Raw genomic sequence first — 25490 nt, forward strand, 5'->3', positions numbered from 1 at the left:
AACAAGATGCGATTATGGACATATTTAATCTGAATGAAAAAGTCAAAGGGCTTGTTTCTTATTTACAAGACACAGGTTATTCAGCCATGTACATAGACTATGTGAAGAAAATGGCTGAGTGGTTATCGGGCAATTCCGAACATTACAAATGGAAGAGTCTCGCCGATGTTGAACCGACACTAAAAGAATTGTGGTCCAACAAGTATACTTGCAGAAACAAGGTACGCCTGTTACGTGTAATCTGCCAATATATCGAGAATGGATTATTACCCGATGGATGCAAACACTACATCAAACCTCACCACTACGAATTGCTTGGCGAAGAATACAGGAATGTAACGGACATGGCTTTCAACGTGGTAGGCAGGCGTTGCAAATTTTCAACAAACGTGAAGTATGCGCTATCTTCGTTCTTCTTCCGGTTACAGGAAATGGGTGTGTATTCATTCGAATCAATAACAGAGGATGCGGTGTTGGAAGTGTTTTCCAAAGACGAAAAACAGAAGATGGGCCATTCGCTCAAATATTCGGTGGAGTATGGGCTGAAAGCCTGTTTGCCTTACTATGGCAAATCCGTTGAACGTATAATCGCATATCTGCCGGCCATACCCAACATGCGTAAGAACATTCAATACCTTACAGAGCAAGAACTGACGGCCATCAGGCATACCTTGGAGCACGACGGCACAATATCCCTGCAGGACAAAGCCATCATAACCTTGGCCATGTACACGGGATTGCGTGGGTGTGACATCTCAGCTCTCACGCTTGAGAACTTCGATTGGGAACACGACCTTATAAAAATCACACAGGCAAAAACGGGACAGCCCCTTACATTGCCGCTTCGCGCCGTAGTCGGGAATGCTGTCTTTGATTACCTGCTCAAAGAGCGTCCCCAATGCCCGGAACCATATGTTTTTCTCACAGTACACGTGCCACACAGAAGACTCCACACAAGCAATCTTGATGCCATATGCTCAAAAGTCATGTGCAAAGCAGGAATAAGGCAAGGTGAAAATGAAAGAAAGAGCATGCACCTGTTTCGCCACCATGTAGCGACATCCCTGTTGCAGGGCGGTGTGCAACAGCCTGTTATAAGTGCCACCCTTGGCCATTCGTCCCCAAGCTCTCTCGACCGCTATCTCAGTGCGGAATTCAAACACCTGAAAGAGTGTTCGCTAAGCATCGAGGGATTCCCGGTTGGAAAGGAGGTGTTTGGCAGATGAAAACGACTTCATTCCTTTCCAACGCGATAGAAGGATACGTAAAATACCGCAAGGCTTCCGGGCGTGACAGCCACAGCTATATCAAGAACGTAATACTATTTGACCATTTTTGCGCGAGGGAATATCCCGGACAGATCGAACTATCCCAAGAAATCGTGGACAGATGGTGCAGGCAACGTCCATCTGAATGCACAAACTCTTGCGTGTCACGTGTATATCCTATTCTGGACTTCATCAAATACATGAACAAACGTGGAATGACAAAAATAGCCCTGCCAAAAGTGCCAAGGTCTGTGCCAAGAACTTATACGCCGCATCCTTTCACATATGATGAATTGAAACGCTTCTTCAATGCTTGCGACAACACAAAGCCAAGACGTGGCCGTCTCGCCACAATCCAACGCATGACACTGCCAGTATTCTTTCGCTTATTGTACAGTTCTGGGATGAGGACAACCGAAGCCATCCTGCTGGAACGTGATGATGTAAACCTTGAAAATGGCGTAATTTCCATCAAGCGAAGTAAAGGGCATGACCAACATTATGTCGTTCTCCATGATACAATGTTGGCTCTAATGCGTACTTACGACGAGAATATATCTAGGTTAGTCCCGCACCGCAAAGTGTTCTTTCCGACACCGGATGACAAGTCTCACCCTTCTGTTTGGGTTACGTATCATTTTCGGGTGTTGTGGCAAAGTTGCAATTCATCCTACGCTATCCCATATGAGCTAAGACACAACTATGCCATAGAAAACATAAACAGCTGGACACACCAAGGATTTACCATCCATGACAAGTTGTTGGCTTTGAGCAAGAGCATGGGACACCGGCAAATAGAGAGCACGCTGGCTTATTATTCCTTGACCCCAGCGATTTCTGATATAATGGAATATACAGAGAATCAATTATTAAAATTAAAGACAGATGAAAAAGAAGATTAATCCGTAAGCAATGCAGATAGCTGATTATCTGCATGACTGGCTCGAACACTATGTCCCTTCAATCAAGGCATGCAGTCCTCACACAAAGAGAAATTATAAGATCTCCGTGAAACTCTATGTAGAATTCCTCAGAGTCATAAAAGGCACTACACCAGAAACATTAAGCGCAGAATGTTTCTGTATGGAATATATAATGGAGTGGATCATTTGGTTAAAGGAAAATAGGGGTTGCAGTCCAGCAACATGTAATGTAAGATTGTCAGCCTTGCGTGTTTTTCTGAAATATTTGTCGTTTAGAGATATATCCTATATGTCTGTTTTCTTACAAGCGGAAAATGTTCCAAATGAGAAAAACTCTAAAAGAAAGGTCATCGGGCTCAGTAAACAGGCTGTTGATGTATTGTTGTCCATGCCTAATCAAGGGAGTACTATAGGCTTTCGTGATTACACTCTGATGCTTCTCTTATATTCCACCGCTGTGCGCATCAACGAGCTTCTGACTCTGAAAATTAGCAATATTGTTATAGACTGTGTAAAACCTCACATAATAGTCATTGGCAAAGGAAGAAAGAAACGTCCGATTCCTCTTTTGGCCAAGCCAGCACAATGCTTGAAAAGGTATCTTATCAAATACCATCCGAAACAGAATGATGCAAATGCATTACTTTTCTGTTCTAAGAGCAAAGGCATATATGTCCCGATGTCCGCTGAAAACGTGAACAAGATGCTGAAAAAATATGCCACAATGGCTCATGAAAGGTGCCAAGATGTTCCTATGGATTTACATGCCCATCAATTTAGGCATGCCAAAGCTTCACACTGGCTTGAAAACGGGATGAACATAGCCCAAATCTCATACTTACTTGGGCATGAAAGTATTCAAACCACAATGGTATATCGTAAGCATCCGATAAAGTACACTATAAAAAATGGCTATATCTCCTTTCCAGGTAAGCAGCCATCTATCGTTGTATCTCCATCATTCTTTATTCTTTTCCTTCCATTTGTGTGGCAACATTTGTAGCAGTTCCTCATAATTAGCCTTCTGCATATATGGCATTCTTGCTATAACGTCATTCAGATAAGTGCGCGGATTTACTTTATGCGCTTTGCACGTAGCCAGTAACGAACAGACGACACTCATGCTGACGGCCGCCTGATGGTCTCCACAGAACAAGTAGTTCTTTCTACCCAATGTGATTGGTCGGATGGCATTTTCCGCCAGATTGTTATCAATATGGATACGTCCATCCTGCAGATACCTCATCATATTCTCCCAGCGGGTATAGGCATAGGTTATCGCCTTTCCGGTCAGGCTGTTTGGGCTGTATTTTATCCCTTCTGTTTCCATCCATAGCTTCAAGGCATCCATAATAGGTCCGGCAAGTTCCTGACGTTTTCCCATTCGTTCATTTTCTGTAAGCTGCTTCTGGTCACAGTCATGTTCTATGCGATATAGAAGCTGTATTTCTTTTAAGGCATGTTCCGCCATCTGCCTGTTTTCAGCAAGTGCCTGCTCAAAATACCTGCGTATATGAGCCATGCAGTTAACAAGGCGCACATTCGGGTTGACCTTGAAAGCCGATTCGTAACCCTCAAAGCCGTCACATTGGAAATAACCCTTGAAGTCTTTAGCCAGTTGCCCTATCACCGTACCTGACCGTGATCCTTTGTCATAATGGAAAAGCACCAGTCGTTCGACTACCGCCCTGACCATCCACAAGTATTCCTTGTTGGCCTGATGTCCTGCCTTGTCCAGTACAGGTACGGTCGTTTCATCCCCCTGTATGTAGTCGGATTTCATGATTTCCTGCCTAAGTACCTCGTAAAGTGGCTTGAGAAGTTCAACCGCAGGCTTGAACCATCCGTCTATGGTACTTTCACTAGCTTTGAAGCCCAGGTGATGCAACTGTTTCACCTGGCGGTAGAAGGGAAGATGATACTCATATTTCTGCAGGAGTATCTCCGCCAAAAGTGTAGGTCCCGCTATTCCTTTGTATATAGGCAACAGCGGCATGGCGGCTATCTCCACTCCTTTTCTGCCGACCGGTGGAAGTGAAGTGTTGTCTTTAAGGGCATATTTGGGCCGTACAATCTCCCTTATATAAAGTTGTCCGGGCTTATGTTCCACCACACGGGTCACTTCCTCACCAATCTTCCTGTACAGTTCCAGGTCAATGTCTTCCGGCTCGATGATTACCCTTTCAAGTACGGGAAGACCTTCCATTATCCTGCGGTTATTCCGTTCCCGTTTCTTGCTCTCCACCGTTTCTTTTGTGATTGTCTGCACCGCTACTTCACGCGCTTTTTCCAGTTCAGCCGCGTTATCAGGAAGAAAGTCACCGAACAGGTCAGGCTGGTTGGAATCAAGAGACGAGAGTTTCTCTGACTTGTGACCGAAAAGCTGGCGGTTCAGCCATGCGACTTGAGCCGTCAGCTCATTGAGACGGTTCTGTAAGGATTCATTCTGCCGGGTAAGCCTGATAATGGTCTCAGCCTGGGATGCGTTCACCTGCTGCAGGGACTGCAACATTGAGTTCATCTGTGAAAGCATCTCTTCCTGAGTCATAATCCGTTTCTTTTAATTACACTATAAATGTACAAAATATATCCCGGACAGACAAGGAATACGACATCTATTTTTATACAGTATATACATTTCGTTCCGCCCTCAGACGTCTCAAACGCTGCCCGGGAGATTCACGGATTCCTTCCACCATAATGACAAGATCGCGCCATTCCATCGGATAGCTGCGCGATTTCTCGTCATATTCGGGAATCTTGAAATGACCGGCTTCAAGGCGCTTGACATACATCACCAGACCGCCATCCTCGGCATGGAGAAGCTTCATCAATTTACGGCTGCTGCCAATGAAGATGAATACATCACCGTTCCTGACACTGCAGCCCATACGCTCGTGTACCACACCGCAGAGAGAACTGATACCCTTGCGCATATCAGTCCTGCCGGGGCAGAGAAAATACCGCATCGTATCATTCAGGCAGAACATGGCAACAGGCGTATTGGTTAATCAAACGGGAAGCGGCCTCTTCCATACCGGCACCCAAATGGGCACGGACGCCATTAGGAAACAACAGGGTCATTCCGGAAACAGAAGAGGAGGAAGCAATACAGGGGGACTTCAGGCTGATGGGGGTTAAGACTGATTGGGGAGCAGATGTCTCGTGATCGGGAACACTGGAAGATTTACGTTTCCAATAATTGTACGTGGAGTAACTGACATGTTCACGTTGCAGAAATTTCAGAAGACTCAGACCGCTTAAACGATGCAGTTCCTGTAAAGAGGTAAATTGTTCTTTTGTCATAATGAAAATATGTTAGAAGTTCATGCAATATTGCACAGGCAAAGGTGCTATGAAAATATGATAGAGAAAACGGGTATTTTATCGGATGCTTACGGTATATCTTGATATAACCACAAAACAAGAAGAAAAAGCTTTGGAAACCCTTGAAGGCGAAAATCAAAAGAAAATGAGAAAAAAGTGGAAGACAGAGGAAGGAAAAGCAAATCTTGAAATACTTTTAGGACTTACAAAAACAAATTGAGTAGGAGAAATTTTACTTCTTCGTTTTCCTCTTACCCGATTAAGATATACAAGTACTGTTTGGTATATTATATAAACTTCCAGCAAGGTATTATACCTGCTGGAAGTTATGTTACAGTTCCCAATTAAGAACAGAGTCTAAAGGGTGCTGAGATTGATATGCGGCAAATAATTTCCTCTCATTTATAAGCGTTGATTCATCTCGTTTTAACACATTAGAAATAAAGTTATTCAACGATTTTGTACCTCTTAGAATTGGAACGATTTGAAGATACTCGGGTAAGACTGATTGTGATATTTCTTTTAATGTTAACCCTATAACAGTTGTTCTATCATATCCATATCCAACTTCCCAAGGGATCCATTTTGAATCCAATGCATTTTGGGATAAAAGACATAACATGTGCGTGCTGTTTCTGATACCTGTTTTAATTGCACTTACAACCGAGTAAGGTCTCGTTCTGTCTATTTTTGTATCATATTCATCAAAATAGACATCAATACCAGAAGTAATAAAATAGTCTGCTATTTTTTTAGCAGTGTCCGCATCTCTTTTTTGGTGACTTATGAATATACATAAACCACTTCTTTGTGCAATGGAATTTTCGGTTAAATAAAATCTATTTAATGCCATAATCTATTATTCTACTTATCCATTTTTTTTACGCATTGGCCTTGATAAATCATAAGTGCAAGTGGCACGACTATTATATGCATTATCAATCATCTGTCTCAAAATATCTGGTGTTAGCTTATCCCAATTGATTACAGATATAAAGGCATTGGGTTCGAGCAAATTATCAATGATGCGTTCCGGTAAGTATGGATAACGCCTATGATACTCTTCTCGGCTATCAATAGACATCCATTGTGTCGTCTCTGGGTAGAACGTTTTCTCACTACTATGAGCGCATGTATAATATTCGCTTTTAACAGATGGTAGTAATATCACAATAATGCCGGACTTCTTATTCACCGTACCATCGTACATACTTGAATATAACTCCCAATCAATATGCTTGCGATTTTTTGTTTCAGTTCCTACAAGTAAAATGGTTACGGTTGTATCCTTCAAATGCTCGTCGCGTATATATTCGCGTATCTTTTGGTCGTCCCAATCTTCTGGAATCTCGCCCATGTCAACAGAGCCATCAATGAATACTTTATTTTTTTCAGCCCAACTAACCAAACCTTCTTTATATTTCTGGTCATTGGCATGATGAAAACTTACAAATACTTTATGCATAATTTATATTAATAGTTAAAAGCTTTATTAATACCCTTGAGAATCAATGATATTATCTCGGGAATATTAATAGAGTTGAATAAAATTTCATTTTCATCTTTATCAAGTCCATTTCTAAGAACCTGATAATCCTTATTTTCGAATTTCTTTAGTTCATCGTAATTTATCGTTGGCAGACAACTCATTTGGCAATATTCAATTAAATTTTTATAATCCTCATTGGTTTTTGCTTCTTCAAATAGTTTTTCTGCCGTAGTTTCACCTTTCATTAGTTTCACTATTTGTGCAGAAGCTCCACCAAATCCTCCTAATAAATAAATTGGATGTTTTTTCTGTATAGCACAAATCGCCTCTTCAAATATTCCGGCCATACGCCCCTTAAAATTGACAATTTTGCCACCCAAAACGATACGTGCATTAACATTCTCTTCCATTTCTTTACGCATAATAGATAAAGAATTTGCCCAAAGAAACATTTTGCTTGGCGTAGTTGGCTCAAAGAACTTCCCCTTATCCTCCTCACCTATACCTTTGGGTATTTCTGTTTTTACTATTTCCACACGGTCGTATTTAAATTCAGCGATGTCAGATTTTGAGAGCCTATTAAATATAGGCCAAGCAAAATAATTTGTGAAATAGATTGTACTTGGATCAGACTTTTCTTTTATGCCATACTGACATGAAAGATCGCATAAAAGTTTTGTGAAACCACCAATTCTAAGATCACCTCCATACACCAATTTAGCTCCAGTAACAAGCAGATGACGAGCTATTTCAACAGATAAATCATCAAACATGGCTTTGCCGATTCCTTTAGTTAAAGCCTCCGGAGTTTCCGAAATAGAAATTGCGATTTTCTTATCCTGTATCTTATTCATATTTGAATATAACTGACTCGGAGTAACAAAACTTGTAATCTTACCATTTTTATTCAAAACCTCCAACTCTTCACGACCTAACGGTGGTTCAGGATAGAGTATTGATTTTATATTATCTTCAATATTAATTAAATTCATTAATTCCGGAGGAACAGGAAGAATAGAAGTATTTTGCAAATCGCACTTCATTACCAATTGCTCAAGATATTCTTTCTCATAATATTGGTCTAACGCAGTACGTAGAAGCAAGATAATTACGTCATCCCATTTGCCATTAAATCTAATCTTTGGCATATTACCCAAATACGGGAATGTTCGAGAAGAAACTCCATTCAATACATTTACTAATATTGAAGGTACATTATTTTTCTTACCAGAGATAGCTTCAATTCGACACCATTCTCTTTCTGAATATGTATCAGATTCTATGATAACTAATAAGGATGAAGCTATACCTGACTGAATCTGTTGGGCAAATTGATGACCATCCAAAATATCATTAACATCGAAGAAAGAATCGAGTTTAGTATCTGAACGCAAATAATCTCTTAAAGAAATTGCCGTAGATTCACCTAAATGATCTTTATCCTTTTTAGAATGGCTAATGAATAATTTTAGCTTTTGCCCAACTTTATAAGACTTTAAATAGCGTAAAATGTTATCATAAAGTCTTATTTGAAATTCATGCCAATCAGTTTCAATATTCTCATTTTTCAAACAAATAAACTGTTCTTCTTGAAGAAGTGGGTTTATGTCGAAAGCATACTTGGATAGTTTGACGGCAAATATTTTTAGTGCCCCATTGTCTTGTTTTACTAATAATTCTTTTATATACTCATCCCATATAGTATTACAATACATATTGTCATCAACCAATAATATTGCAATAGTTTTATTACTGAAGTTTATATCTATCGGGGTAATTTGATTGGCCATATCCGTTCGAAAGAACACTGGTATATCAAGCCCATCTTCAAAAGGCCTACTTGAATTACGACACAGAAGATGGTAAATTTTCTCATATGTTTCGCTACCTTTAGTATTATCCTTGTCATACAAGACATATACAGAAAGAGGTGTTTTAAAATTAGAACTCATAAAACAAAAAATAGAAGTAATTTATACTTAAGTTAGAGTTTTAAATAAATATTAAAATGTTAAGATACAGCACGTAAGTGGAATTATTCATTAATATTATGGATGGTTAAACTCATGCATTATGAAAATTCCATGCCTATCAAATACAAAGATACAATAAAAAAGGAAAATTATCTCATATTTCCGATGCAAAATATGGTTATGTTATGTAAAGTTGATTCATTAGTAGTAAATGTCATTTTTCATACAAGCTCAAAACTATATGCCAACGTAACATCTTCTAAAAAATGCCAAGTAATAAAGAATTGACAATTTGATATGCCCGGTGTTATTGGAATGGGAGTTACGCAACGGCCTGAAGAATTGGTACAGAGTTCAACAGTCAAGAATGTGGGAAACAGAATACAACCTATGTGCTTTATTGGACAAATACTAGAAACTTCCACTGAGCAGTTTCTCTTTAGAAACAGGAGGTCAAATGCAATCAGAAAAATCATTAAGATATCCAAATTTACGAAAAGGACTATTGAGCAAATACAAACATTACAGCCTTATCTCCAAATTGATACAGAATATATTCTATACCCTGCATATTACGACCGTAAAAATAATCAGAACTTATTATATAAAAAAGATGCTGAATTTCAATATATTTAGAATGTCAAACAAAAAAATAAGAAAGTTCTGATAATGGGATAAATCCAAAATTTCGGATTTATGTCACATTTTCAAGAACTTAATGTTTCAGACACGCCACACAAGGGTTGCGGGCATCGGCAACACACGAGGCTCGCAAAGGGCGATGAACCTTTTGTTTGCTATTCGGGACATTCAGCACCGTACGGGACGAGACCTCGGCGCAACATTCCTTTCTGGTACGGTGGTAGTAAATGCTTTGACCGAACTTTACGTAATGTTCAAATATTTACGCCCACACGAACTGCAGCGTCAGCAGATTTCGTGCTTTGATGCGTGGGCGGCGATATTCACGCAAAAGACCGCTGACTATGAACTGAATGTAACAGGTGCAATCAAGCGCAAAGAGCGTTTCCGTACCTATATCAAAGTGCCGGAACTGGCTATGTTCCTGCGTGAGATTACCGATTATCGCACTGCCGACATGATAAATCTCGATGTACCGGAGAAAAATGTGCGTTTCCTCTCTCATGCGCCGACTATCCAACAGGAAGAAATGATTGGACGGCTGGTTTCCTTTGCGCACAGCGGTGAGTGGGAGGATTTGGGGCTTGACATACCCGAACCTGACAACCTCGACAAAGCGAAGATGCTGATTGCAACCAACGTCGCCCGAAAAATGGCTCTCGATATGCGTTTGTTGGGTGAAAAATTCAGCGATGATGCCGACAACAAGGCTTCTATCTGTGCAAGGACAATCTATGATTATTATATGCGCTCGAACGCCAACCGGGGTACGCAGTTCGTTTTCAGCGACCTTGGCACATATAAGCCAAACGAGTGGAACATCTATAGCGACATCAAGGAGAAACTGGTGCGATTGGGTATTCCAGCAGAAGAAATACAGTTTATCCAATGCGCCACGACCGAACGGGCAAGGAAACGGCTATTTGAGGACATGAACAACGGCAAAGTACGGGTGCTTTTCGGAAGCACTACCATGTTGGGTACAGGCGTAAACGCACAACAACGTGCAGTTGCAGTGCATCATTTGGAAATTCCCTGGAGACCAGCCGACATGGAACAGCGCAATGGTCGAGCAGTTCGCAAAGGCAATACTGTGAAGCTGTGGGGCGGTAACGTGGTCGATTTGGTGATTTACGGCACGGAAAAGACACTTGACGCATACAAGTTCAACTTGCTTAGGAACAAACAGATGTTCATATCCCAAATCAACAACGGCACTATTGCTGTGCGCCGCATAGACGAGGGCGGCATGGACGAGGACAACGGCATGAACTTCGCCGAGTTCGTGGCTATTCTGTCAGGCAATACCGACCTGCTGAACAAGGCAAAGCTCGATAACAAGATTATGCAACTTGAAAAAGAACAGGCCATTTTCAAGAAAGAACGCATCCGTGCCGAGCGAAAGATTGCAGCCTCTCGTGAAGATATTGAAAAAGCGAAGCGCACAAAGGACTGTTTCATAAAGGATTTGGAATACATCACCTCTTACGAGGGCACAAAGGCAACGATGCTTCTGAACCTGCCACAAGCTACTGCAGAGGAAATCGGACGCGAACTGCACCACATATCCAAGACCTACCGCAGCGGAGCATACGCCACTATCGGCACGTATGCAGGACTTGACTTGTTGGTGCGCAGCGAGTACAGCATCACAGGAGTATTTGAGCGTAACACGTTCTTTGTCGCAGGATTAAGCGGACTGAAATACCAATGCGGACTAAGCGGCGCATTGCCCCTTGGATTCGTGGATGCGTCACGTTATCCGCAAGGTGCACTAAGCAAATTGCCCTCACTTATCGAGAAACAGCAGAAAGCGGTGGAACGGGCTGAAAACGAAATCCCCGTATTACGGGACATCGTTTGTCGCAAGTGGAGCAAGGCCGATGAACTGGCAAAGCTCAAACTAGAGTGTAAGGAGTTGCAGCGTAAGATTGACGAAAGCCTCAAAGAAGCGGAACGCTCGCACTCTCTACCTGAAACAACATCTGCCGAGTACGAACCCAAGGCTGCCTAATTCATTTCATATTTAACCTTTCCCTCTGTTCGGTAGTGATTGCCGGACAGGGGGATTTTCGTTCCGGTCTGCCGACGGCAATATCCATTTATAGGCGGAACACTCGTATCGTCTGGTGTACGCGGTGCGACTATGCCCTTATAGTATTCTTTTTCCCCTTTTATACAATTTTCCGGTTCATCCCCTTATAGCTTCTCCATGACCGCTTTCCCGACTTCGCTCCCTGTCGTACCGGTTTGGTTTTATCAGATGCAAAGGTCGGCTGTCGCGCTTGATCCGGTGGCTTGAAGTGTATTTCCTGCAAATTCTTCCTTTCGATGAAAGCGTAATTGGCAGGAAAAGCCTGACGGATGAAGCTGTACCGACTGCCGTGTACCGCATCCATAAAATCCCAAAGCAGTTCCGCCAGAAAGGAATCGAGCAAAGGGAAAAATAAAAACAGATATTCAAGGTAACGGCAGGACTAACCACCTGCTACAAACAAATTTCTATTATGTTATACGTTCATACTATCGGTCGCATCGGCAAAGATTGCCAAGTTATCACTGGAACACACGGCACGTTCATCGCTTTTGATATTGCCGTTGATGATTATTCACACGGGAATAACGTCACTACATGGGTAAGGGTAAGAAGCAAAAAAGAGAACCATATCCGACTGTCGGAATATCTTACCAAAGGACGGCTGGTACTCATTGAGGGAACACTGTCGGCTTCTTTGTGGAAGGACAGGAACGAGGACTACCAAATCCAGTTCTCCATTGCGGCGGATGCGTTGGAGTTCATCAATACCGGTAAACGGGACAGCCAAAGCAATAACCCCGATGCGGATAATCCGGTAAGTGGCGCAGAGGATGTCCCTATGCCGCCTGCCGATATGCCGCAGGATGATACGGACGATTTGCCGTTCTGATATTGTCCCATATATCACAGATAATAAGGCAATACTAAGTGTAGTATATACTATATGTAGTAAATTAGGAAACATGCCGTTTACTCATCATAGTATATGCTGCATTTAGTCATGTATCATTTTAGTATTGTAGTAAATACTTATATACTACATTACTAAAATGACTACTTATAGTAAAATAGTATATACTAATCGTAGTATTTACGAATAATAGTATTATCTTTGTACCATAAATAAAAGAGTGAGACAATGACAAAAATAATTGCAATCCTTAACCATAAGGGCGGTGTCGGGAAGACGACCACCACCATCAATCTGGCTGCCGCCTTGCAGCAGAAGAAAAAGCGTGTGCTGGCTATCGACATGGACGGTCAGGCGAATCTTACGGAATCTTTCGGCCTCTCTATCGAAGAGGAAAAGACCGTTTACGGAGCGATGAAAGGCGAATATCCTCTGCCGCTGGTCAAAGCGGAAAACGGCATTTCTATTGTTCCGGCCTGTCTCGACCTCTCGGCGGCGGAATCCGAACTTATCAATGAACCCGGACGGGAACTGATTCTAAAAGGACTGATTGCCCGGCTGCTCGACACGCAGAAATTCGACTATATCCTTATCGACTGTCCTCCCTCTTTGGGACTGCTTACGCTGAACGCCCTTACCGCAGCCGATTATCTGATTATTCCCGTTCAGGCACAATTTCTCGCCATGCGAGGCATGGCAAAGATTACGAACGTGATCGAGATTGTCAGGGAACGGCTGAACCCGAATCTGAATATCGGCGGCATCGTCATCACCCAGTTTGACAAACGCAAGACGCTGAACAAAAACGTGTCAGAAATCATCAACGATTCATTTTGCGACAAAGTGTTCAAGACTGTCATAAGGGACAACGTGGCACTGGCCGAAGCCCCGATAAAGGGAAAGAACATTTTTGAATATAACAAGAACAGTAATGGAGCCAAAGACTATATGTCACTGGCGCAAGAGGTACTGAAATTAAAGTAAACGGATATGGCTAAAAAAGATTTGACTGGAGATATGAAAAGCGGGCTGGACGGTTTGTTGTCGCCTACCAAAAAAACGTCTGGTGAGAAACGGCAGGAAGCACCCACTACCAAAAAAGAACCGGCAGTGCATTGCAATTTTGTCATAGACAAGAGTATTCATACCCGGATGAAATACCTTGCCATAGACAAAAACATGTCTCTCAGAGATATTGTGAACGAAGCAATGAAAGAGTATCTGGAGAAGCATGGGAAATGACCCGGTGCGATTGCTGCGTCCCTCCTGTTCGGTTGGATGCAGCAATCCTACGCCGGAGCCTTTTATATATTTGCATAGCTTCCCACCGCTCTTAATCTCAAAACCGGAGGCTTTCTCTTTTTTATATCCATAGAACACACCTGTAATCTGTCCGCTTGGTGTAATATTCCGGACGGAACTTCATTTATAGATCATCTGCCCAGAGGTAGGTGATTTTTCTTTTTTACCACGCCATTTGTAACCGCAGGCTATATTCCTCTTCTATTCATCTTTCTTATCGCTTATCCGGCTTCGTTCCCTACCATCGCCGGTTGGTTTTATCAGACGCAAAGGTAGGCTGCCGCGCTTGATTCCGTCACTTTGAAGTGCATTTCCTGTAAAATTCTTCCTTTCTGCGAAAGAGTAATTTTCCGGAAAAAGCGTCGGAAACAGCTTGTCCGGCAGCCCTGTACCGCATCTGTAAATCCCAAACGGTTCAGGCAGGAAAAAGAACCGAAAAAAGGGAAAATAAAAACAAAATCAACAAATATAAACAATTAAAATTAAACGCATTATGGAAACAGCAATCAGTCAAACGGCAGTGAAGAACATCGTATCGGTAGCATTGGCAGACATTCAGCCGAGCAACTACAACCCTCGCAAGAACTTTGACGAAAAGAGCCTTGTGGAATTGGCAGACAGCATTCGTCAGCAAGGAGTGCTACAGGCTATCGGGGTACGTCCCATTGCGGAAAACCGCTTCGAGATTGTTTTCGGGGAGCGGAGATACAGGGCTTCGCAAATCGCAGGTTTGGAAGAAATACCTGCTGTCATCTTGGATATTTCGGACGAGACAGCCGAGGAAATGGCAGTGACCGAAAACCTGCAACGCAAAGATGTGACACCCATTGAAGAAGCCAACGCATACCAAAAGCTCATCGAGAGCGGTCGCCATGATGTGCAATCTTTGGCGGTGCAGTTCGGCAAGAATGAGAGTTATATCCGTACACGGTTGAAATTCGTTTCCTTGATACCCGAAATTGCACAACTATTAGAACAGGACGAACTGACTATCAGCGTAGCAACCGAAATCTGCCGTTATGGGGAAGATATACAGCACGACATCTACGAGAAGCATCTGAAAGAGGGTGTGCTGTATAATAGTTGGCGTGGGATGAAAGCCTCCGAGGTGGCAAAAAACATCGAACGAAGCTACACCACCGACATCAAGCGGTATTTTTTCGACAAGACGGTATGCCTTTCGTGTCCCCACAACACCAATAACATGATGTTATTCTGTGAAGAGGGCAGTTGCGGAAATTGCGCCAACCGAAAATGCCTTGAGGAAATGAACGCATCGTATCTTGCGGAAAAAGCCGTACAGTTCATGGAACAGCGACCCTTTGCTTTACTTTGTCGGGATTTTTACGGTTGCAATGAAAAGGTGGTCGAACAACTCGTGGCATCGGGCTTTGAGGTTGAGAAACTTTCGGTGCGTCCTGCCGACTATCCCGAAGAACCCGAAGCTCCCGACATGGAGGATTACGAGAACGACGAGGAATATGCGGAAGCATACAAGGAGTACGAAAAAGAGCTGTCGGAATACAAGAAGGAATGCGAGGATGTGAACCGCAGGAGCGAAGCTGGAGAAATCACGCTATATGTGACGATTGGACACAACGACATATCATTATGTTATGTAGAAAATGCCCAAGTACAGGCAGTGACGGGAGAAGCTAAAGAAACGGTCGTTTCCCCGATTGAAAAATTGGAGAAACAGGACAAGCGCAACAAGGAGATTGCGCAAGAAAAGACCGTAGAGGACACCAAAAAGCAGATTTTGGAGGTCGATATGACGGAAACCAAGTTTGGCACAGACGAGGACAGGATGATTTATTTCTTCATGCTCCCATTTCTTCGCAGGGAACATTTTGAGGCTATGGGTATAGAGGCAAAAGAAACCTACTACCACCTTAAGGACGAGGACAAGATGAACATCATCGCCAATCTTACCGCCAAGCAAAAAGCTATTATCCGCAGGGATTTCTTGATATCCAATTTCAAGAACGCATCGGGCAGCAATGCCACCGCATCCCTCTTGCTCGATTTTGCCAAGAAGCACATGCCCGACCAGTTGGCAGACATCCAAAACGGACACAATGAGGTTTACGAGAAGCGACACCTACGCATCGAAGAAAAGATTGCTGTTCTTTCGGTACAGGAAAAGGCGAAGCAGGAAGCAAACGCCACCAAAGACGGACAGCCCGAAACGGAGGTGCAGACCGAGGAAATTGCAGCTTGACAGCCTCTCGGCTGATGAATGGAGGACGGAGAAATCCGCCCTCTATTTTTTGTGCAAAGTAAGGCATCTGTGAGTGGCAGCCCACATCCTTTTATACCTATCAAATTCTTGCTTATTCCGGCTCGTTGTACACGAGCCGACACCCTGTTCTATCTGTTATTATCTCCTTTATAGCGTTTTCCCGGATTCAGACAGCCCGTGTCGTTTCCGGTCTGTTTTTAGGATGCAAAGGTGGACTGCCGCGCCTGATTCCGCCGCTTTGAAGTGCATTTCTCGAAAAATTCTTCCTTCCTGCGTAAGCGTAGTTTTCCGGAAAAAGCGTCAGAAAGGGCTTTTTCGTCAGTCTCTTGAACGCATCGTAAAACCCGAACGGCTCCGACAAAGGGATGCCGAACAAAGGGAAGAAAAACAAATCATTAAAATTCAAGACAATGGACAACATCAAAGAAAGCAAGGAGTACAAACTCGCCAAAGAGTGGGAAATGGCGGTAAATAGTTTCAGTTTCAATCCCAAGCGGTTTACTGCCGCTATCCCTGATATGCACCCCACACTGCAGCAGAGCCTTTACCGGCTTATCAAAGAGTGTATCGTGGTCATGGCAGACGAGACACGGCGATATGACGACCGCAACCGTGCATCGCACGAGGAAGCGAAACACATCATGGAATACCTCAATGAGAACGGACGAAATATCCCTTTAAGATAACAGCGTATGAAAACACAGGAAGTACAATTTAACGGCATCACATATACCTGCCGTGTGGTGGAATCCAACGAGGGCGAAGAATTGCAGATCGGTTCGACCCTCCTGCTCGATGCCCTTCATCCGGGTAGTTTCGAGGACGAGAACGAAGGTTTTGCCAGCAAGGAAGCCGAACAGCTTTACGACGAGATATTTTTCTTCACAGACAAAAACACCCTCAATTTGCCGGACGAGGAGCTGATTGCCGAACTGAAGCAAGACAATCCCGAATGGTTCGACTAAATAAATCAATAATCATCTAAAATTAAAAGTTATGGACAAAGAGTATGTAATGCAAATCGCACAGACCATCAAAATGCAATTAGTTTCAATGACACCTATGCCCGTTTTCATGTCGTGGGGTGTCACGGAGTTTGCTGCCACCGTATTCAAAGACCTGCCGGCATTGCGGCTTGAAGTGAACGGACGGCTTCATACCGGATATGTCATTATCGCGCTCAACGGTTCCGATTATTACGAAGTATATCTACTGAAAGGCGCAAGCTCGGAGTGTGTCAATGAGGAAGTCTGCTTCGACGAGTTGGGCGATGTTATCGACCGTGCCATCGAAAGCGGTATGGATAAAGAGGAATACGACAATTTCTGTAATCAACAGCTTGCCGTATTGGTAAGTGGCAAACGAGCCTAAGCAAACAGGTGAACAAATGAACACTGCCCACATCTTCATGTGGACAGTGTTTTCATGTACGCATAGATATGTCCAAGCCGCAATATCCATTTATATTATATACTACTGTAACGTTTACAAGAACTTTTTTTGTCCGAAAGCCTGTTTTAGGATAGGGTGAAAATATAGAAATACCTGCAATAATATCGTGAGTATTGCAGGTGTTTCACATTTTTATTGACTCTCTTATCTTATCTCAGCCTCGACCGCTATTTCGCTCCGCGTTTGTTCAGCACATCTTTTATCATTTCTTTGACATCCAGCCCGACTTGCACAAAATTCTTGTACAGGATGCGCTCCCGTTCATCTCTCGACTTGAATGTATAGAACTTTGGCAAGGGTACATAGCCGGCTTCCTCTTTCTTTATCTCTTTCATGTCGAAGTCGGTCTTGCAAAAGAACTTCGTGGTTTTGAACTCTTCTGATTCCTGAATGTTCATCGAACCTCCAGTGCCGGTTTTCGTCTTTGTGAAGTCTCGCGCTGTCTGGCCGCAGATCCATCCCGTCGCCATATCCGAAATCTTCGAGGCAGGTACAAGGGCATCCATGTTTTCATTGAGGTTGATACTCGTCTTATCTCGGTCGATGGTCACACCCTTTTTGACTTGTACCACCTTACCGAAGATGTCATTCGACAGCCATTCCAACGTTTCTTTCGCACGAGCCGAACCGCTTACCACGTTACCCACCGTTGTGATAATTTTTTGCATTCCGACCTTTCCGTAGTCGGCTTCCAATTGCGGCAATTCCTGAAATCCCAGCGTCACGCTTACTTTGTTGCTTCGCGCCGTACCTATCAGTCGGTCAATTTTGTGGAAATACAAGGTTGGCAACTCATCCACGATGATGCTTACTGGAATGTTCTTTCCCTGACCCGTATTCACACGGGTAACAAGTCGATTTAGAATCAAAGCGTTCAGCGCACCGATGATACTCTCCATTTCCGGGTCGTTGGCTATCAGCAGATAGCTGGGATTCTTCGGGTCGCTCACTTTCAGGTCGAAATCGTCTCCGTCACGATGGAAGACCCAGTAGCTTTCTTTGGTAGCCAAACGCGAAGTATATACACGCAACGTACCTATCATACCTTCCAACTGCTCCATCGCTTTGTTCTTCAACGCGGTTTGGAACGGGCCGAGCAAAGGAGCAACCTCATTGTCTGTCTCCAAGACCTCGAAGATGGTCTGGTAACTCTCATTGAGGAACGACAGGATATGCGGCATATCCGAGTATTTACCCAGCCAGTAAGCAGGCTCCACGATGTTGCCACCCTCACGGTCACGCACCACTCCGGTCGGCTTCCAGAATTTCGTTTGCGGATCTTGCCGCTTCTCCGCATACAGTTTCTTGCCGTTGGCATCATAGGGTTCACGTTCGTAATTCACGAAGAAATAGATGCAGGCAGCAAGGAAGTTCACCGCTGAAGTCTGGAAAAACTGGTCGCTACCGCCGCCACCTTCTTTCTTGCCCTTTTGTAGGGATTCCAACAACGTTTCCGCTGTTTCACTCGCCGCAGCGAGGTTGTTGATATACTTCGCCTGAATCGGATTCACCCGTCGGCTGTACTCTACATCCACAAAGTTTATGATGTTGAACTTGCACCCTTTGGGCACTTTGCCGAGCTTCTGGTTCTTCTTATAATGATAGTATAACTTGGTGGCAAGTGTCGGAAATTTATAATCATAGACCACCATCGCGAAGCCCTTGGCACTATGTTGTCGGATGAACGGTTCTATGATGCTGAACGTCTTGCCGCTGCCCGGAGTTCCGACTACCCATGTGCCCCTGAAACAGTTGCTTATCGAAATCCATCCCTTGCGGAATTTGCCTTTATAATAGTACCGCATCGGTATGTTCACGCTGTATTCGTTCTCAACTTTCTCCTCGCATTGCTCGAAGCTCTCGTTCTCGAAGTTAAAGCGGTCTTTGCCCAGCCCTTCCTTGATGAACTTCGAGATATTATCCAGTGCAATATGCACCAATATCACACCGACCAGCGTGGTAGCCATGTAGAAAATGATATTGAGCGGTAAGGTATAAAACCTTGTTTCCATCGGATGCCGGAACAGCCATACGGACAGCACGATCAGAAAAAGTCCGCTTACCAACGGGTATAACACCTGCCAGCGTGCATCAAACTCCAAATGTTTCTTATTGCGTGTTCCGATACAGGTGATGCAGATAAGTAGGAACGTGGCGACCTTGCTGTACACAAGATTGCCGTCGTTGTATATCATCCACCGTTTGATGCGCCCGTGAATATCGATCAGTATGCCGCCCCAGTGGTCAAGTATGGCCGGGTCGATGGCATACTCGAAGAACTCCAATAGCACGGAGATATAGATGACCGCACGGAATATCTTGTAGAACCCTTGTAGCTCTTTGCTTTCTTCCATTGTTTTGTCCTTTCTCGCTTTTCGTTCCTACTTGTTCAGTGTGATAATCGGCCGCACCCGGTGCGCCTGTGTCTTCGGTGTTTCCTGCATTGCGCCACTACCCAATGAGTAAAGCCACGCTTTGGCAGTCTGTTGCCCCTTGACCTCCGTTGATGTCCAGTACCAGCAGTCTTCGTCTGTATTCTGTGGCAGCGGATCACCGCCGCATTTCGTCACAATGGGATTGACTGTTTCCCGGATGGCATACAGTAAACGCATCTGCGCCACCGAAGGGACGTATGCACTCTGCCCGTACCGCCATAAATCGAAGACCGCTTCCGCCATAGGTGAAGCCGTCTCGCGAGTGTCGTATAGTGCAAAAGTGTTCGTATTCCCATCGTAGGCTCCTATATCGGCCGACGTACCCTGCTCGATGCCAAGACTGTCGGCAAATGCTGCAGGAGCAATCTCCCACAGATAAACCGCATAGCCGTTCCCTTCCGTACCGTCACGTTTTTCGGTATCAAAGACAACCGCTATCGCTCGTTTCCCAGATTGCTCATATTGCACATAGGGTAATGTCGTACCGTCCTCACAGAGGATATGCCCCGGACGTACAGCCGTGTCGGGCACGTCGATATGGGCATCGCAGGCAGCGCACAGTACCGCTATCACTGCCAGTATCATCGTATGTATCTTCCGTATCATCATATTTCCGTTTTTTCTTATTTTATCGGTAGTTTCACTCCTAACACGACACCCGTGCGCAGCAAATCCGCGCCCTTTATCATCATGTCGCTCTTTACCTGCCAATACAGCGTCCATCCCGACCGCAGGACATAGTTATGTTCATACCCCACATGGATACCGGCAAGAAACTTTTTCGTATTGCTCCCTGCCGAAGCTCCGATACGCAGATTGCCGTAATGGTTGCGTCCACGCACCACACAAGGCTTGTAAGCCACGCCTAAGCCGTAGGTGCGATAATTCCGCCAGAAGGATTCCGGGCAGACATGGCCGCATGAGCCGCATTCTGCCCATTTTATATAGCCATTGGCAAAAAACTCCCACGCATGGCGGTAGTTCATTTCGTGCTCGTAGGCGAGCGTCATGTCCATGCCGTTCTCATACAGCAGCCCCACGCCAAACGAGAGGCGACCGCTGTTGCGCTGGGCATTCGCATTTATAACGAAGCACACGCAGGCAAGCACCAGTATCATCATCTTTTTCATCGTCATTCCTCCTCCAATAAAGTTGTGTTGAACGAATCGGCGGACAGCACATCCTCATAGTCTATGTTCAGGCTGATATTGCGACCGCTGATTTGCCGCTCCGTCATTTCAATAGTCAGCAGCTTGTCGTTCGGGAATGTCATCTTCTTCACCACAATCACATTGCGGTAGCCATGCCGGAACGTCTTACCATGTTCCAATACCAAGGCAGGCGTCAGTTCGATGATCTGTGCGTTGGTTGCTTTGGCGAGTTTCTTGTCCGCTAACTTTACCCGTATCTCGTCGATGTCGAACCGGATGTTCGTCTTGTTCTCTATGGAGAAGTCTATGAAGAAGTAGTCGCCGACAGCATAGATATTATTCAGGCGCATCACCATACGGTGAGCTTTGGTGGCGACATTACGGAATTTTGCAGGTGAACTCCACACGCGCCTTGCGAAACGAACCATCTCTGCAGTGGACATCGAGACAGCTGGGTTGTTATAAGCATCCCGTTCATGCAACAGGATTTCCTTATCTGTCACCGCCTCTTTCATTCGTGTGGTATAAATGAGCGCGTACTGCGTGCGGTATCGCTCCGTTACAATGGTTACAATAGCCAGCACTTCGCCGTCCTCGTGTCCCGTATCCTTTGGCTTCAGCCGGATGATGTTCTCTATGGGCTGGTCGCCTGCCACCTTGTCGGTGGAAATATCCACCATACGGACAGGTTCCGATGCCGTAATGACGGTCGTTACCTGTTCATTGACCGTCAGCAGCTCCATTTCCTCATAGGTGCGCTGGGCTTGTGCGTCGTATGCGGCAAGCATCCCTGTCGCTATAAAAAATGCAGCCACGACTCCTTTCTTGTTTACTTTCATATTCATATCATTGATATTGTTGATTTTATTGGTTTCCGTTATTTATTTCTCGATTCCCTTCTTTCGTTCCGTTTCTGCGTTTCAATTCTTCCTGAATCCGATGTCTGGCAACCTCACAATACGCCGGCTCGATCTCGAATCCGATATAATGTCGTCCCGTGCGGATGGCGGCAACGGCAGTCGTCCCCGAACCGATACAATTATCCAATACCACATCCCCCTCGTTGGTGTAGGTGCGTATCAGGTACTCCACCAGTGCGACGGGCTTTTGTGTCGGGTGATAGAACGCCCCCGTCCGATGTTCTTTGGGTATGGATATGACCGAAGTCGGATATTTCCAATCGGAGATATGTGAGGGGGTAGGCTTCATTGCACCATAACAGCGGTTTGTCATCCTTTTGAACATTCCACGAGGATGATTCCTTTGTCCGGGTTTGTAACTCATCTGCGGATGATACACCGGCTGTTTTTGGTAAAATACTAAAATGTCTTCATGTTGACGCAAAGGCATTCTGTTGGCGTTCAGATGACCCGTCACACGGTCTTTGTGCCACACGAGGTTGTACCGCCACATCCGGGGCTGTGACAGCATGAGCCGTGCGGAGAAAATACCCTGTGCGAAGAGGATAATCGGGCTTCCCGGCTTAGTAATGCGCCGGTACTGCTCCCACAGCGGTTCGAGCGAAATTTGTTTGTCCCATCCAGCTGACTCGTTTCTGCGGTTCAGCACACCATAGGGCAAATCTGCTATAACGGCATCAACGCTGCTGGCCGCAATGAACTTCATACCCTCAAGGCAATCCATGTTGTATATGTTGTCCGTTTTTATCATGGTTTTCGTTTTTTACTGTTTATCCTGACCGTTCACCAGATACACAAACGTGCCGTATTTCAGCTTTACCTTGTTCTTCTTGATGGACTTGCCAATGGCGTTGCTCGTTTTCTGGTAAGCATTCGTGGCAGCCTGCATTCCCCATTGGGCGAGACTGTTGCCATAGCTTCCGGTATTCATGTTCATATTGCCCGACACTGCACCGCTCGCCACATCCTTGCTTGTTTCCCGGAACTGGCTGTTGGGCACATACAGTCCCTCCATGCCGTCCGTGTCATACAGAGACAGATTGACTTTTACCAATTCGTCGTGAATGAGAATGCTGGTGATATTCCCTTTCACGCGCCCTGATGAGAAACCGCTCATGGTGGCGTACAGGTATGAGCCGCACTTGACCACGCACTCGTTGATCTCCACATCATCGAGCAGGCGCAATCGTACGCGCGAGCCGTCCACCGCTTTGATGTCCTCGTCAATAATGGCCTTGATGAGTTTCGGTTCATGGGCATCTTTCGCCAGCGTGTTGAAATAGTCTGAAGCGGTCTTTACCTTCCGCACGACCTCGCTTGGAGGCTCGTTATCGGACGGGGCTTTTACCGACCGGTTCTCTTCCTCTATTTTGCCCTTGACCTCTATGGTCGCCATAGGTGTCTGTGCCGATGCTGCGGTGTCCGTCTCAGTCGGTGGCATTACTTCGTTCTGTCCTCTCAGTCTCGCTTGAGCGAGGGCTTTTTTCAGCTCTGCGAGAGCTTCTTGCTCACGTGTCTTGGCATCGGCAACTTGCACTGCCGCAGCTTTCTCCTGTTGTTGTTCATTGAGCAGGGCAATGTCGTCCTGCGTGTATTGAGATTCATATTCTTCTTTGTTGCCATCGGGTTCGTCTCGTTCTATGTTATCCACTGCGGAGTAATCCTGTATCTTACCCCACGATTTCGCCATGTTCTCGTACTTGCTGCCTATGCCGTCTCCACCCTTGATTTGGGCGTCCGGCAGGTCTGGGTTCAGGAACTCCGTCGTCTGGAGCGTCTTGTCCGGAATCTTCGCCGTTTCGGTATGGAACAGGTCGAAGATGAAATACGATGCAACCAATAGCGGAATGTACAGGATGGCCGGAAGCATATACTTCGGTTCCTTGAAATTGATTCTATCTGTTATTTTCATCATGCGTCTTTAATTGATTTGTACATACTTGCCTTCAATGGTGCAGTTTTTCAGCACCTCTGCATTGTCCTTTCCGAAAGCGATCAGGATGCTTCCGCAGCCGGGAGAATCACCTCGTGTCCCGTCCGGACGGTAGAATCGGATACGGTGGCGCAGGAATTTCATTCCGTCCGCTTTCTCGAAGATGACATCTTGAAACATCTTCGAGTCGCATCGGTTGAACAATAGTGCGATGCCGTTACCATGCTCCGCCAGTTTTCGGACAAACAGTTCGATAAGAGGGCGCGAATATGGAGGATTGAGCCATACACGCCCTTCCCATTTTCGCGACAGTCCGTCCATGTTCCGGTTATACATGACCTCGGCCGTCGGCCACAGCGGACGAACGGGAGCGCAAGGATCAAGGTCGAACTTGCCCAATGCTTCCAATATCTCTTTAGGTGTGTACCATTCGTCGGACGAATGGGCTGATTTTTCAAACCGTGTATTCATAGGCACTGTTTTATTGAGGTTCATCCGCTTTATTTTCCCTCATTTCTATTCTTTGCAACCTTTTGCGCCGCTCCCGCAGCACCGAATCCTGCATCTCCGTTGCCGTGCGCGTCGTGTGGCTGTAATGGTATGCTATCGTGAGACGGTAGATATTCCATACGAAACCTCCGATAGCGAACCCAAAGATGATGACTAAGAATAGCGTCCTATGTGCGTTGGCAAACCCTTGTATTTTGGCGGCCGCCTTGTCGATGCGCGTCGCTCGGGCAAACTTGCGCCCGGCTGTCACTTCCCGTTCATACCTGTCTTTGTATTGCGGATCGTTCTTGTCCGGCATCTTCTCACCGAACAGCATCCGCCTGAATCCTTTAATATTCATAATTACTGTTGTTTAATAATTGGCTTTTGTCTTCTGTTCGATATCCTTGTTCAATAGTGTGCGCCAGTTCACGATGAGAAGTCCGTGCGGATTGTTCTCTGTCCGGGGCACGCGCTTGAGCTGTCCCGCCGTGACCAGTTGGCGCATAAGAATGTTGCTTCGTCGCTCAATGCGCTGACGTCCGTAGTAGGTGAACTCCATCTTTTCTTTATTGAAAGCTATGCTGTCACAGTAGATAGAAAAGACAGAACTCGTACCCAATATATTGGAATAGAATCCCTTTTCTTTGAGAGTATTGTATTGTGCCAATCCTGTTTCATCTACCAGATACATCGCTTTCTCCATCGTGTACCGGATATACTTGTCGTCCGGAGGCAACGTGAAAAAGAAATGATGAAACATTTCCACGTGGCTCTTGGCTTCCACGTCAAGCGTTTCGTCCATTGTCGTGCGGTTCACGAGGATTGGCACGTTACCGTCCAGCACGTACACCTTTTTCTGCGCATCCGTGACCATCGTGCGAGCCGTCCAGATGCTTGATACGCTAATGATGATGCACCCCACAAGGAACGCAGTGCAGATAATGCCCACCAGCCTGATTTTGTTTTCCAAGTTCTTTATAACCATAGTTGTCA

The 25490-nt window shown here is 45.0% G+C and carries 25 protein-coding genes and 3 pseudogenes; 12 read left to right on the forward strand and 16 right to left on the reverse strand.

Annotation, left to right across the window (positions count from 1 at the left end):
• Positions 1-14: 14 nt before the first annotated feature.
• The 3 genes and pseudogenes from ACGHVY_RS00760 to ACGHVY_RS00770 all read left to right on the forward strand — a co-directional run.
• The gene (locus tag ACGHVY_RS00760) at positions 15-1226 is read left to right on the forward strand and encodes a tyrosine-type recombinase/integrase (RefSeq protein ID WP_008655076.1); all 1212 of its coding nucleotides are present in this window, start codon (positions 15-17) and stop codon (positions 1224-1226) included.
• Positions 1223-2170, forward strand: coding sequence for a tyrosine-type recombinase/integrase (locus ACGHVY_RS00765; RefSeq protein ID WP_008655075.1), 948 nt, complete (start codon positions 1223-1225; stop codon positions 2168-2170). Before ACGHVY_RS00760 ends, ACGHVY_RS00765 begins: the two co-directional genes overlap by 4 nt.
• 10 nt (positions 2171-2180) lie before the next feature.
• Positions 2181-3068, forward strand: a pseudogene (locus tag ACGHVY_RS00770) (tyrosine-type recombinase/integrase); the annotation flags it as partial.
• 81 nt (positions 3069-3149) lie between these two features.
• Here ACGHVY_RS00770 and tnpC read toward each other — a convergent pair.
• The 3 genes from tnpC to tnpA all read right to left on the reverse strand — a co-directional run bounded on the left by tnpC (position 3150) and on the right by tnpA (position 5497).
• A complete protein-coding gene (gene tnpC / locus ACGHVY_RS00775; protein WP_390596378.1) occupies positions 3150-4739 on the reverse strand; it encodes an IS66 family transposase in 1590 nt (529 codons plus the stop codon).
• 73 nt (positions 4740-4812) lie between these two features.
• On the reverse strand, positions 4813-5181 hold the full coding sequence (tnpB, locus tag ACGHVY_RS00780) for an IS66 family insertion sequence element accessory protein TnpB (RefSeq protein WP_167511782.1): 369 nt from the start codon (positions 5179-5181) through the stop codon (positions 4813-4815).
• Positions 5165-5497: an IS66 family insertion sequence element accessory protein TnpA gene (gene tnpA, locus ACGHVY_RS00785; RefSeq protein WP_390596381.1), complete on the reverse strand. Its 333-nt coding sequence runs from the start codon at positions 5495-5497 to the stop codon at positions 5165-5167. The genes tnpB and tnpA overlap by 17 nt, the downstream gene beginning before the upstream one ends.
• A gap of 94 nt (positions 5498-5591) precedes the next feature.
• Between tnpA and ACGHVY_RS00790 the strand changes: the two are divergent.
• Positions 5592-5738 (forward strand): annotated as a pseudogene (locus ACGHVY_RS00790) (recombinase XerC); the annotation flags it as partial.
• A 111-nt stretch (positions 5739-5849) separates the two neighbouring features.
• Here ACGHVY_RS00790 and ACGHVY_RS00795 read toward each other — a convergent pair.
• Genes ACGHVY_RS00795 through ACGHVY_RS00805 form a run of 3 tightly spaced genes read right to left on the reverse strand, consistent with a single transcriptional unit; the run spans position 5850 to position 8959 of the window.
• Complete coding sequence (locus ACGHVY_RS00795; protein WP_390596384.1) at positions 5850-6371, reverse strand: toll/interleukin-1 receptor domain-containing protein; 522 nt, start codon at positions 6369-6371, stop codon at positions 5850-5852.
• Positions 6372-6386: 15 nt separating this feature from the next.
• Complete coding sequence (locus tag ACGHVY_RS00800; protein ID WP_008655066.1) at positions 6387-6983, reverse strand: TIR domain-containing protein; 597 nt, start codon at positions 6981-6983, stop codon at positions 6387-6389.
• Between the two features lie 8 nt (positions 6984-6991).
• On the reverse strand, positions 6992-8959 hold the full coding sequence (locus ACGHVY_RS00805; protein ID WP_390596387.1) for a TIR domain-containing protein: 1968 nt from the start codon (positions 8957-8959) through the stop codon (positions 6992-6994).
• A 712-nt stretch (positions 8960-9671) separates the two neighbouring features.
• Here ACGHVY_RS00805 and ACGHVY_RS00810 point away from each other — a divergent pair.
• Positions 9672-11636, forward strand: a pseudogene (locus tag ACGHVY_RS00810) (helicase-related protein); the annotation flags it as partial.
• 160 nt (positions 11637-11796) lie between these two features.
• Here the strand turns inward: ACGHVY_RS00810 and ACGHVY_RS00815 are convergent.
• Positions 11797-12060 carry a hypothetical protein gene (locus ACGHVY_RS00815; RefSeq protein WP_249938221.1) on the reverse strand — a complete coding sequence of 88 codons (264 nt, stop codon included), beginning with the start codon at positions 12058-12060 and terminating at the stop codon, positions 11797-11799.
• 69 nt (positions 12061-12129) lie between these two features.
• Between ACGHVY_RS00815 and ACGHVY_RS00820 the strand changes: the two genes are divergently transcribed.
• From ACGHVY_RS00820 to ACGHVY_RS00850, 7 genes are all read left to right on the forward strand, one after another.
• Positions 12130-12549, forward strand: coding sequence for a single-stranded DNA-binding protein (locus ACGHVY_RS00820; RefSeq protein ID WP_390596391.1), 420 nt, complete (start codon positions 12130-12132; stop codon positions 12547-12549).
• Between the two features lie 249 nt (positions 12550-12798).
• Positions 12799-13554, forward strand: coding sequence for a ParA family protein (locus tag ACGHVY_RS00825; protein WP_117703407.1), 756 nt, complete (start codon positions 12799-12801; stop codon positions 13552-13554).
• Between the two features lie 6 nt (positions 13555-13560).
• The gene (locus ACGHVY_RS00830) at positions 13561-13812 is read left to right on the forward strand and encodes a hypothetical protein (protein WP_390596394.1); all 252 of its coding nucleotides are present in this window, start codon (positions 13561-13563) and stop codon (positions 13810-13812) included.
• 553 nt (positions 13813-14365) lie between these two features.
• On the forward strand, positions 14366-16093 hold the full coding sequence (locus ACGHVY_RS00835) for a ParB/RepB/Spo0J family partition protein (RefSeq protein WP_390596397.1): 1728 nt from the start codon (positions 14366-14368) through the stop codon (positions 16091-16093).
• A 431-nt stretch (positions 16094-16524) separates the two neighbouring features.
• Entirely contained in the window at positions 16525-16800 is a 276-nt protein-coding gene (locus tag ACGHVY_RS00840) for a hypothetical protein (RefSeq protein WP_390596400.1), read from the forward strand.
• A gap of 6 nt (positions 16801-16806) precedes the next feature.
• Entirely contained in the window at positions 16807-17079 is a 273-nt protein-coding gene (locus ACGHVY_RS00845) for a hypothetical protein (protein WP_186976202.1), read from the forward strand.
• A gap of 31 nt (positions 17080-17110) precedes the next feature.
• Positions 17111-17485, forward strand: a complete 375-nt coding sequence (locus tag ACGHVY_RS00850; protein ID WP_390596403.1) for a hypothetical protein — start codon at positions 17111-17113, stop codon at positions 17483-17485.
• Between the two features lie 248 nt (positions 17486-17733).
• Here ACGHVY_RS00850 and ACGHVY_RS00855 read toward each other — a convergent pair whose 3' ends face one another.
• Genes ACGHVY_RS00855 through traK form a run of 9 tightly spaced genes read right to left on the reverse strand, consistent with a single transcriptional unit; the run spans position 17734 to position 25482 of the window.
• Positions 17734-19920, reverse strand: coding sequence for a type IV secretory system conjugative DNA transfer family protein (locus ACGHVY_RS00855; RefSeq protein WP_390596406.1), 2187 nt, complete (start codon positions 19918-19920; stop codon positions 17734-17736).
• 27 nt (positions 19921-19947) lie between these two features.
• Positions 19948-20607, reverse strand: coding sequence for a DUF1566 domain-containing protein (locus tag ACGHVY_RS00860; protein WP_390599630.1), 660 nt, complete (start codon positions 20605-20607; stop codon positions 19948-19950).
• 17 nt (positions 20608-20624) lie between these two features.
• Entirely contained in the window at positions 20625-21137 is a 513-nt protein-coding gene (locus ACGHVY_RS00865) for a hypothetical protein (RefSeq protein ID WP_390596409.1), read from the reverse strand.
• Positions 21134-21997, reverse strand: a complete 864-nt coding sequence (gene traN, locus ACGHVY_RS00870) for a conjugative transposon protein TraN (protein ID WP_390596412.1) — start codon at positions 21995-21997, stop codon at positions 21134-21136. Before traN ends, ACGHVY_RS00865 begins: the two co-directional genes overlap by 4 nt.
• 19 nt (positions 21998-22016) lie before the next feature.
• Positions 22017-22823, reverse strand: coding sequence for a DNA-methyltransferase (locus ACGHVY_RS00875; RefSeq protein WP_390596414.1), 807 nt, complete (start codon positions 22821-22823; stop codon positions 22017-22019).
• 12 nt (positions 22824-22835) lie between these two features.
• Positions 22836-23984, reverse strand: coding sequence for a conjugative transposon protein TraM (gene traM / locus ACGHVY_RS00880; RefSeq protein WP_390599631.1), 1149 nt, complete (start codon positions 23982-23984; stop codon positions 22836-22838).
• Between the two features lie 9 nt (positions 23985-23993).
• On the reverse strand, positions 23994-24476 hold the full coding sequence (locus ACGHVY_RS00885; RefSeq protein ID WP_390596416.1) for a DNA N-6-adenine-methyltransferase: 483 nt from the start codon (positions 24474-24476) through the stop codon (positions 23994-23996).
• A gap of 10 nt (positions 24477-24486) precedes the next feature.
• The gene (locus tag ACGHVY_RS00890) at positions 24487-24855 is read right to left on the reverse strand and encodes a hypothetical protein (protein WP_390596418.1); all 369 of its coding nucleotides are present in this window, start codon (positions 24853-24855) and stop codon (positions 24487-24489) included.
• Positions 24856-24867: 12 nt separating this feature from the next.
• Positions 24868-25482, reverse strand: coding sequence for a conjugative transposon protein TraK (gene traK / locus ACGHVY_RS00895; RefSeq protein WP_390596421.1), 615 nt, complete (start codon positions 25480-25482; stop codon positions 24868-24870).
• Between the last annotated feature and the right edge of the window lie 8 nt (positions 25483-25490).

It is taken from the genome of Bacteroides sp. f07, from assembly GCF_042854785.1.
Lineage (GTDB): Bacteria > Bacteroidota > Bacteroidia > Bacteroidales > Bacteroidaceae > Bacteroides.

What these genes read in the sequence shown, in the direction of transcription:
- ACGHVY_RS00760 (WP_008655076.1), top strand. Translation starts at nt 15, where the DNA reads ATGGACATATTTAATCTGAATGAAAAAGTCAAAGGGCTTGTTTCTTAT.
- ACGHVY_RS00765 (WP_008655075.1), top strand. Translation starts at nt 1,223, where the DNA reads ATGAAAACGACTTCATTCCTTTCCAACGCGATAGAAGGATACGTAAAA.
- tnpC (WP_390596378.1), bottom strand. Translation starts at nt 4,739, where the DNA reads ATGACTCAGGAAGAGATGCTTTCACAGATGAACTCAATGTTGCAGTCC.
- tnpB (WP_167511782.1), bottom strand. Translation starts at nt 5,181, where the DNA reads ATGTTCTGCCTGAATGATACGATGCGGTATTTTCTCTGCCCCGGCAGG.
- tnpA (WP_390596381.1), bottom strand. Translation starts at nt 5,497, where the DNA reads ATGACAAAAGAACAATTTACCTCTTTACAGGAACTGCATCGTTTAAGC.
- ACGHVY_RS00795 (WP_390596384.1), bottom strand. Translation starts at nt 6,371, where the DNA reads ATGGCATTAAATAGATTTTATTTAACCGAAAATTCCATTGCACAAAGA.
- ACGHVY_RS00800 (WP_008655066.1), bottom strand. Translation starts at nt 6,983, where the DNA reads ATGCATAAAGTATTTGTAAGTTTTCATCATGCCAATGACCAGAAATAT.
- ACGHVY_RS00805 (WP_390596387.1), bottom strand. Translation starts at nt 8,959, where the DNA reads ATGAGTTCTAATTTTAAAACACCTCTTTCTGTATATGTCTTGTATGAC.
- ACGHVY_RS00820 (WP_390596391.1), top strand. Translation starts at nt 12,130, where the DNA reads ATGTTATACGTTCATACTATCGGTCGCATCGGCAAAGATTGCCAAGTT.
- ACGHVY_RS00825 (WP_117703407.1), top strand. Translation starts at nt 12,799, where the DNA reads ATGACAAAAATAATTGCAATCCTTAACCATAAGGGCGGTGTCGGGAAG.
- ACGHVY_RS00830 (WP_390596394.1), top strand. Translation starts at nt 13,561, where the DNA reads ATGGCTAAAAAAGATTTGACTGGAGATATGAAAAGCGGGCTGGACGGT.
- ACGHVY_RS00835 (WP_390596397.1), top strand. Translation starts at nt 14,366, where the DNA reads ATGGAAACAGCAATCAGTCAAACGGCAGTGAAGAACATCGTATCGGTA.
- ACGHVY_RS00840 (WP_390596400.1), top strand. Translation starts at nt 16,525, where the DNA reads ATGGACAACATCAAAGAAAGCAAGGAGTACAAACTCGCCAAAGAGTGG.
- ACGHVY_RS00845 (WP_186976202.1), top strand. Translation starts at nt 16,807, where the DNA reads ATGAAAACACAGGAAGTACAATTTAACGGCATCACATATACCTGCCGT.
- ACGHVY_RS00850 (WP_390596403.1), top strand. Translation starts at nt 17,111, where the DNA reads ATGGACAAAGAGTATGTAATGCAAATCGCACAGACCATCAAAATGCAA.
- ACGHVY_RS00855 (WP_390596406.1), bottom strand. Translation starts at nt 19,920, where the DNA reads ATGGAAGAAAGCAAAGAGCTACAAGGGTTCTACAAGATATTCCGTGCG.
- ACGHVY_RS00860 (WP_390599630.1), bottom strand. Translation starts at nt 20,607, where the DNA reads ATGATACGGAAGATACATACGATGATACTGGCAGTGATAGCGGTACTG.
- ACGHVY_RS00865 (WP_390596409.1), bottom strand. Translation starts at nt 21,137, where the DNA reads ATGACGATGAAAAAGATGATGATACTGGTGCTTGCCTGCGTGTGCTTC.
- traN (WP_390596412.1), bottom strand. Translation starts at nt 21,997, where the DNA reads ATGAATATGAAAGTAAACAAGAAAGGAGTCGTGGCTGCATTTTTTATA.
- ACGHVY_RS00875 (WP_390596414.1), bottom strand. Translation starts at nt 22,823, where the DNA reads ATGATAAAAACGGACAACATATACAACATGGATTGCCTTGAGGGTATG.
- traM (WP_390599631.1), bottom strand. Translation starts at nt 23,984, where the DNA reads ATGAAAATAACAGATAGAATCAATTTCAAGGAACCGAAGTATATGCTT.
- ACGHVY_RS00885 (WP_390596416.1), bottom strand. Translation starts at nt 24,476, where the DNA reads ATGAATACACGGTTTGAAAAATCAGCCCATTCGTCCGACGAATGGTAC.
- ACGHVY_RS00890 (WP_390596418.1), bottom strand. Translation starts at nt 24,855, where the DNA reads ATGAATATTAAAGGATTCAGGCGGATGCTGTTCGGTGAGAAGATGCCG.
- traK (WP_390596421.1), bottom strand. Translation starts at nt 25,482, where the DNA reads ATGGTTATAAAGAACTTGGAAAACAAAATCAGGCTGGTGGGCATTATC.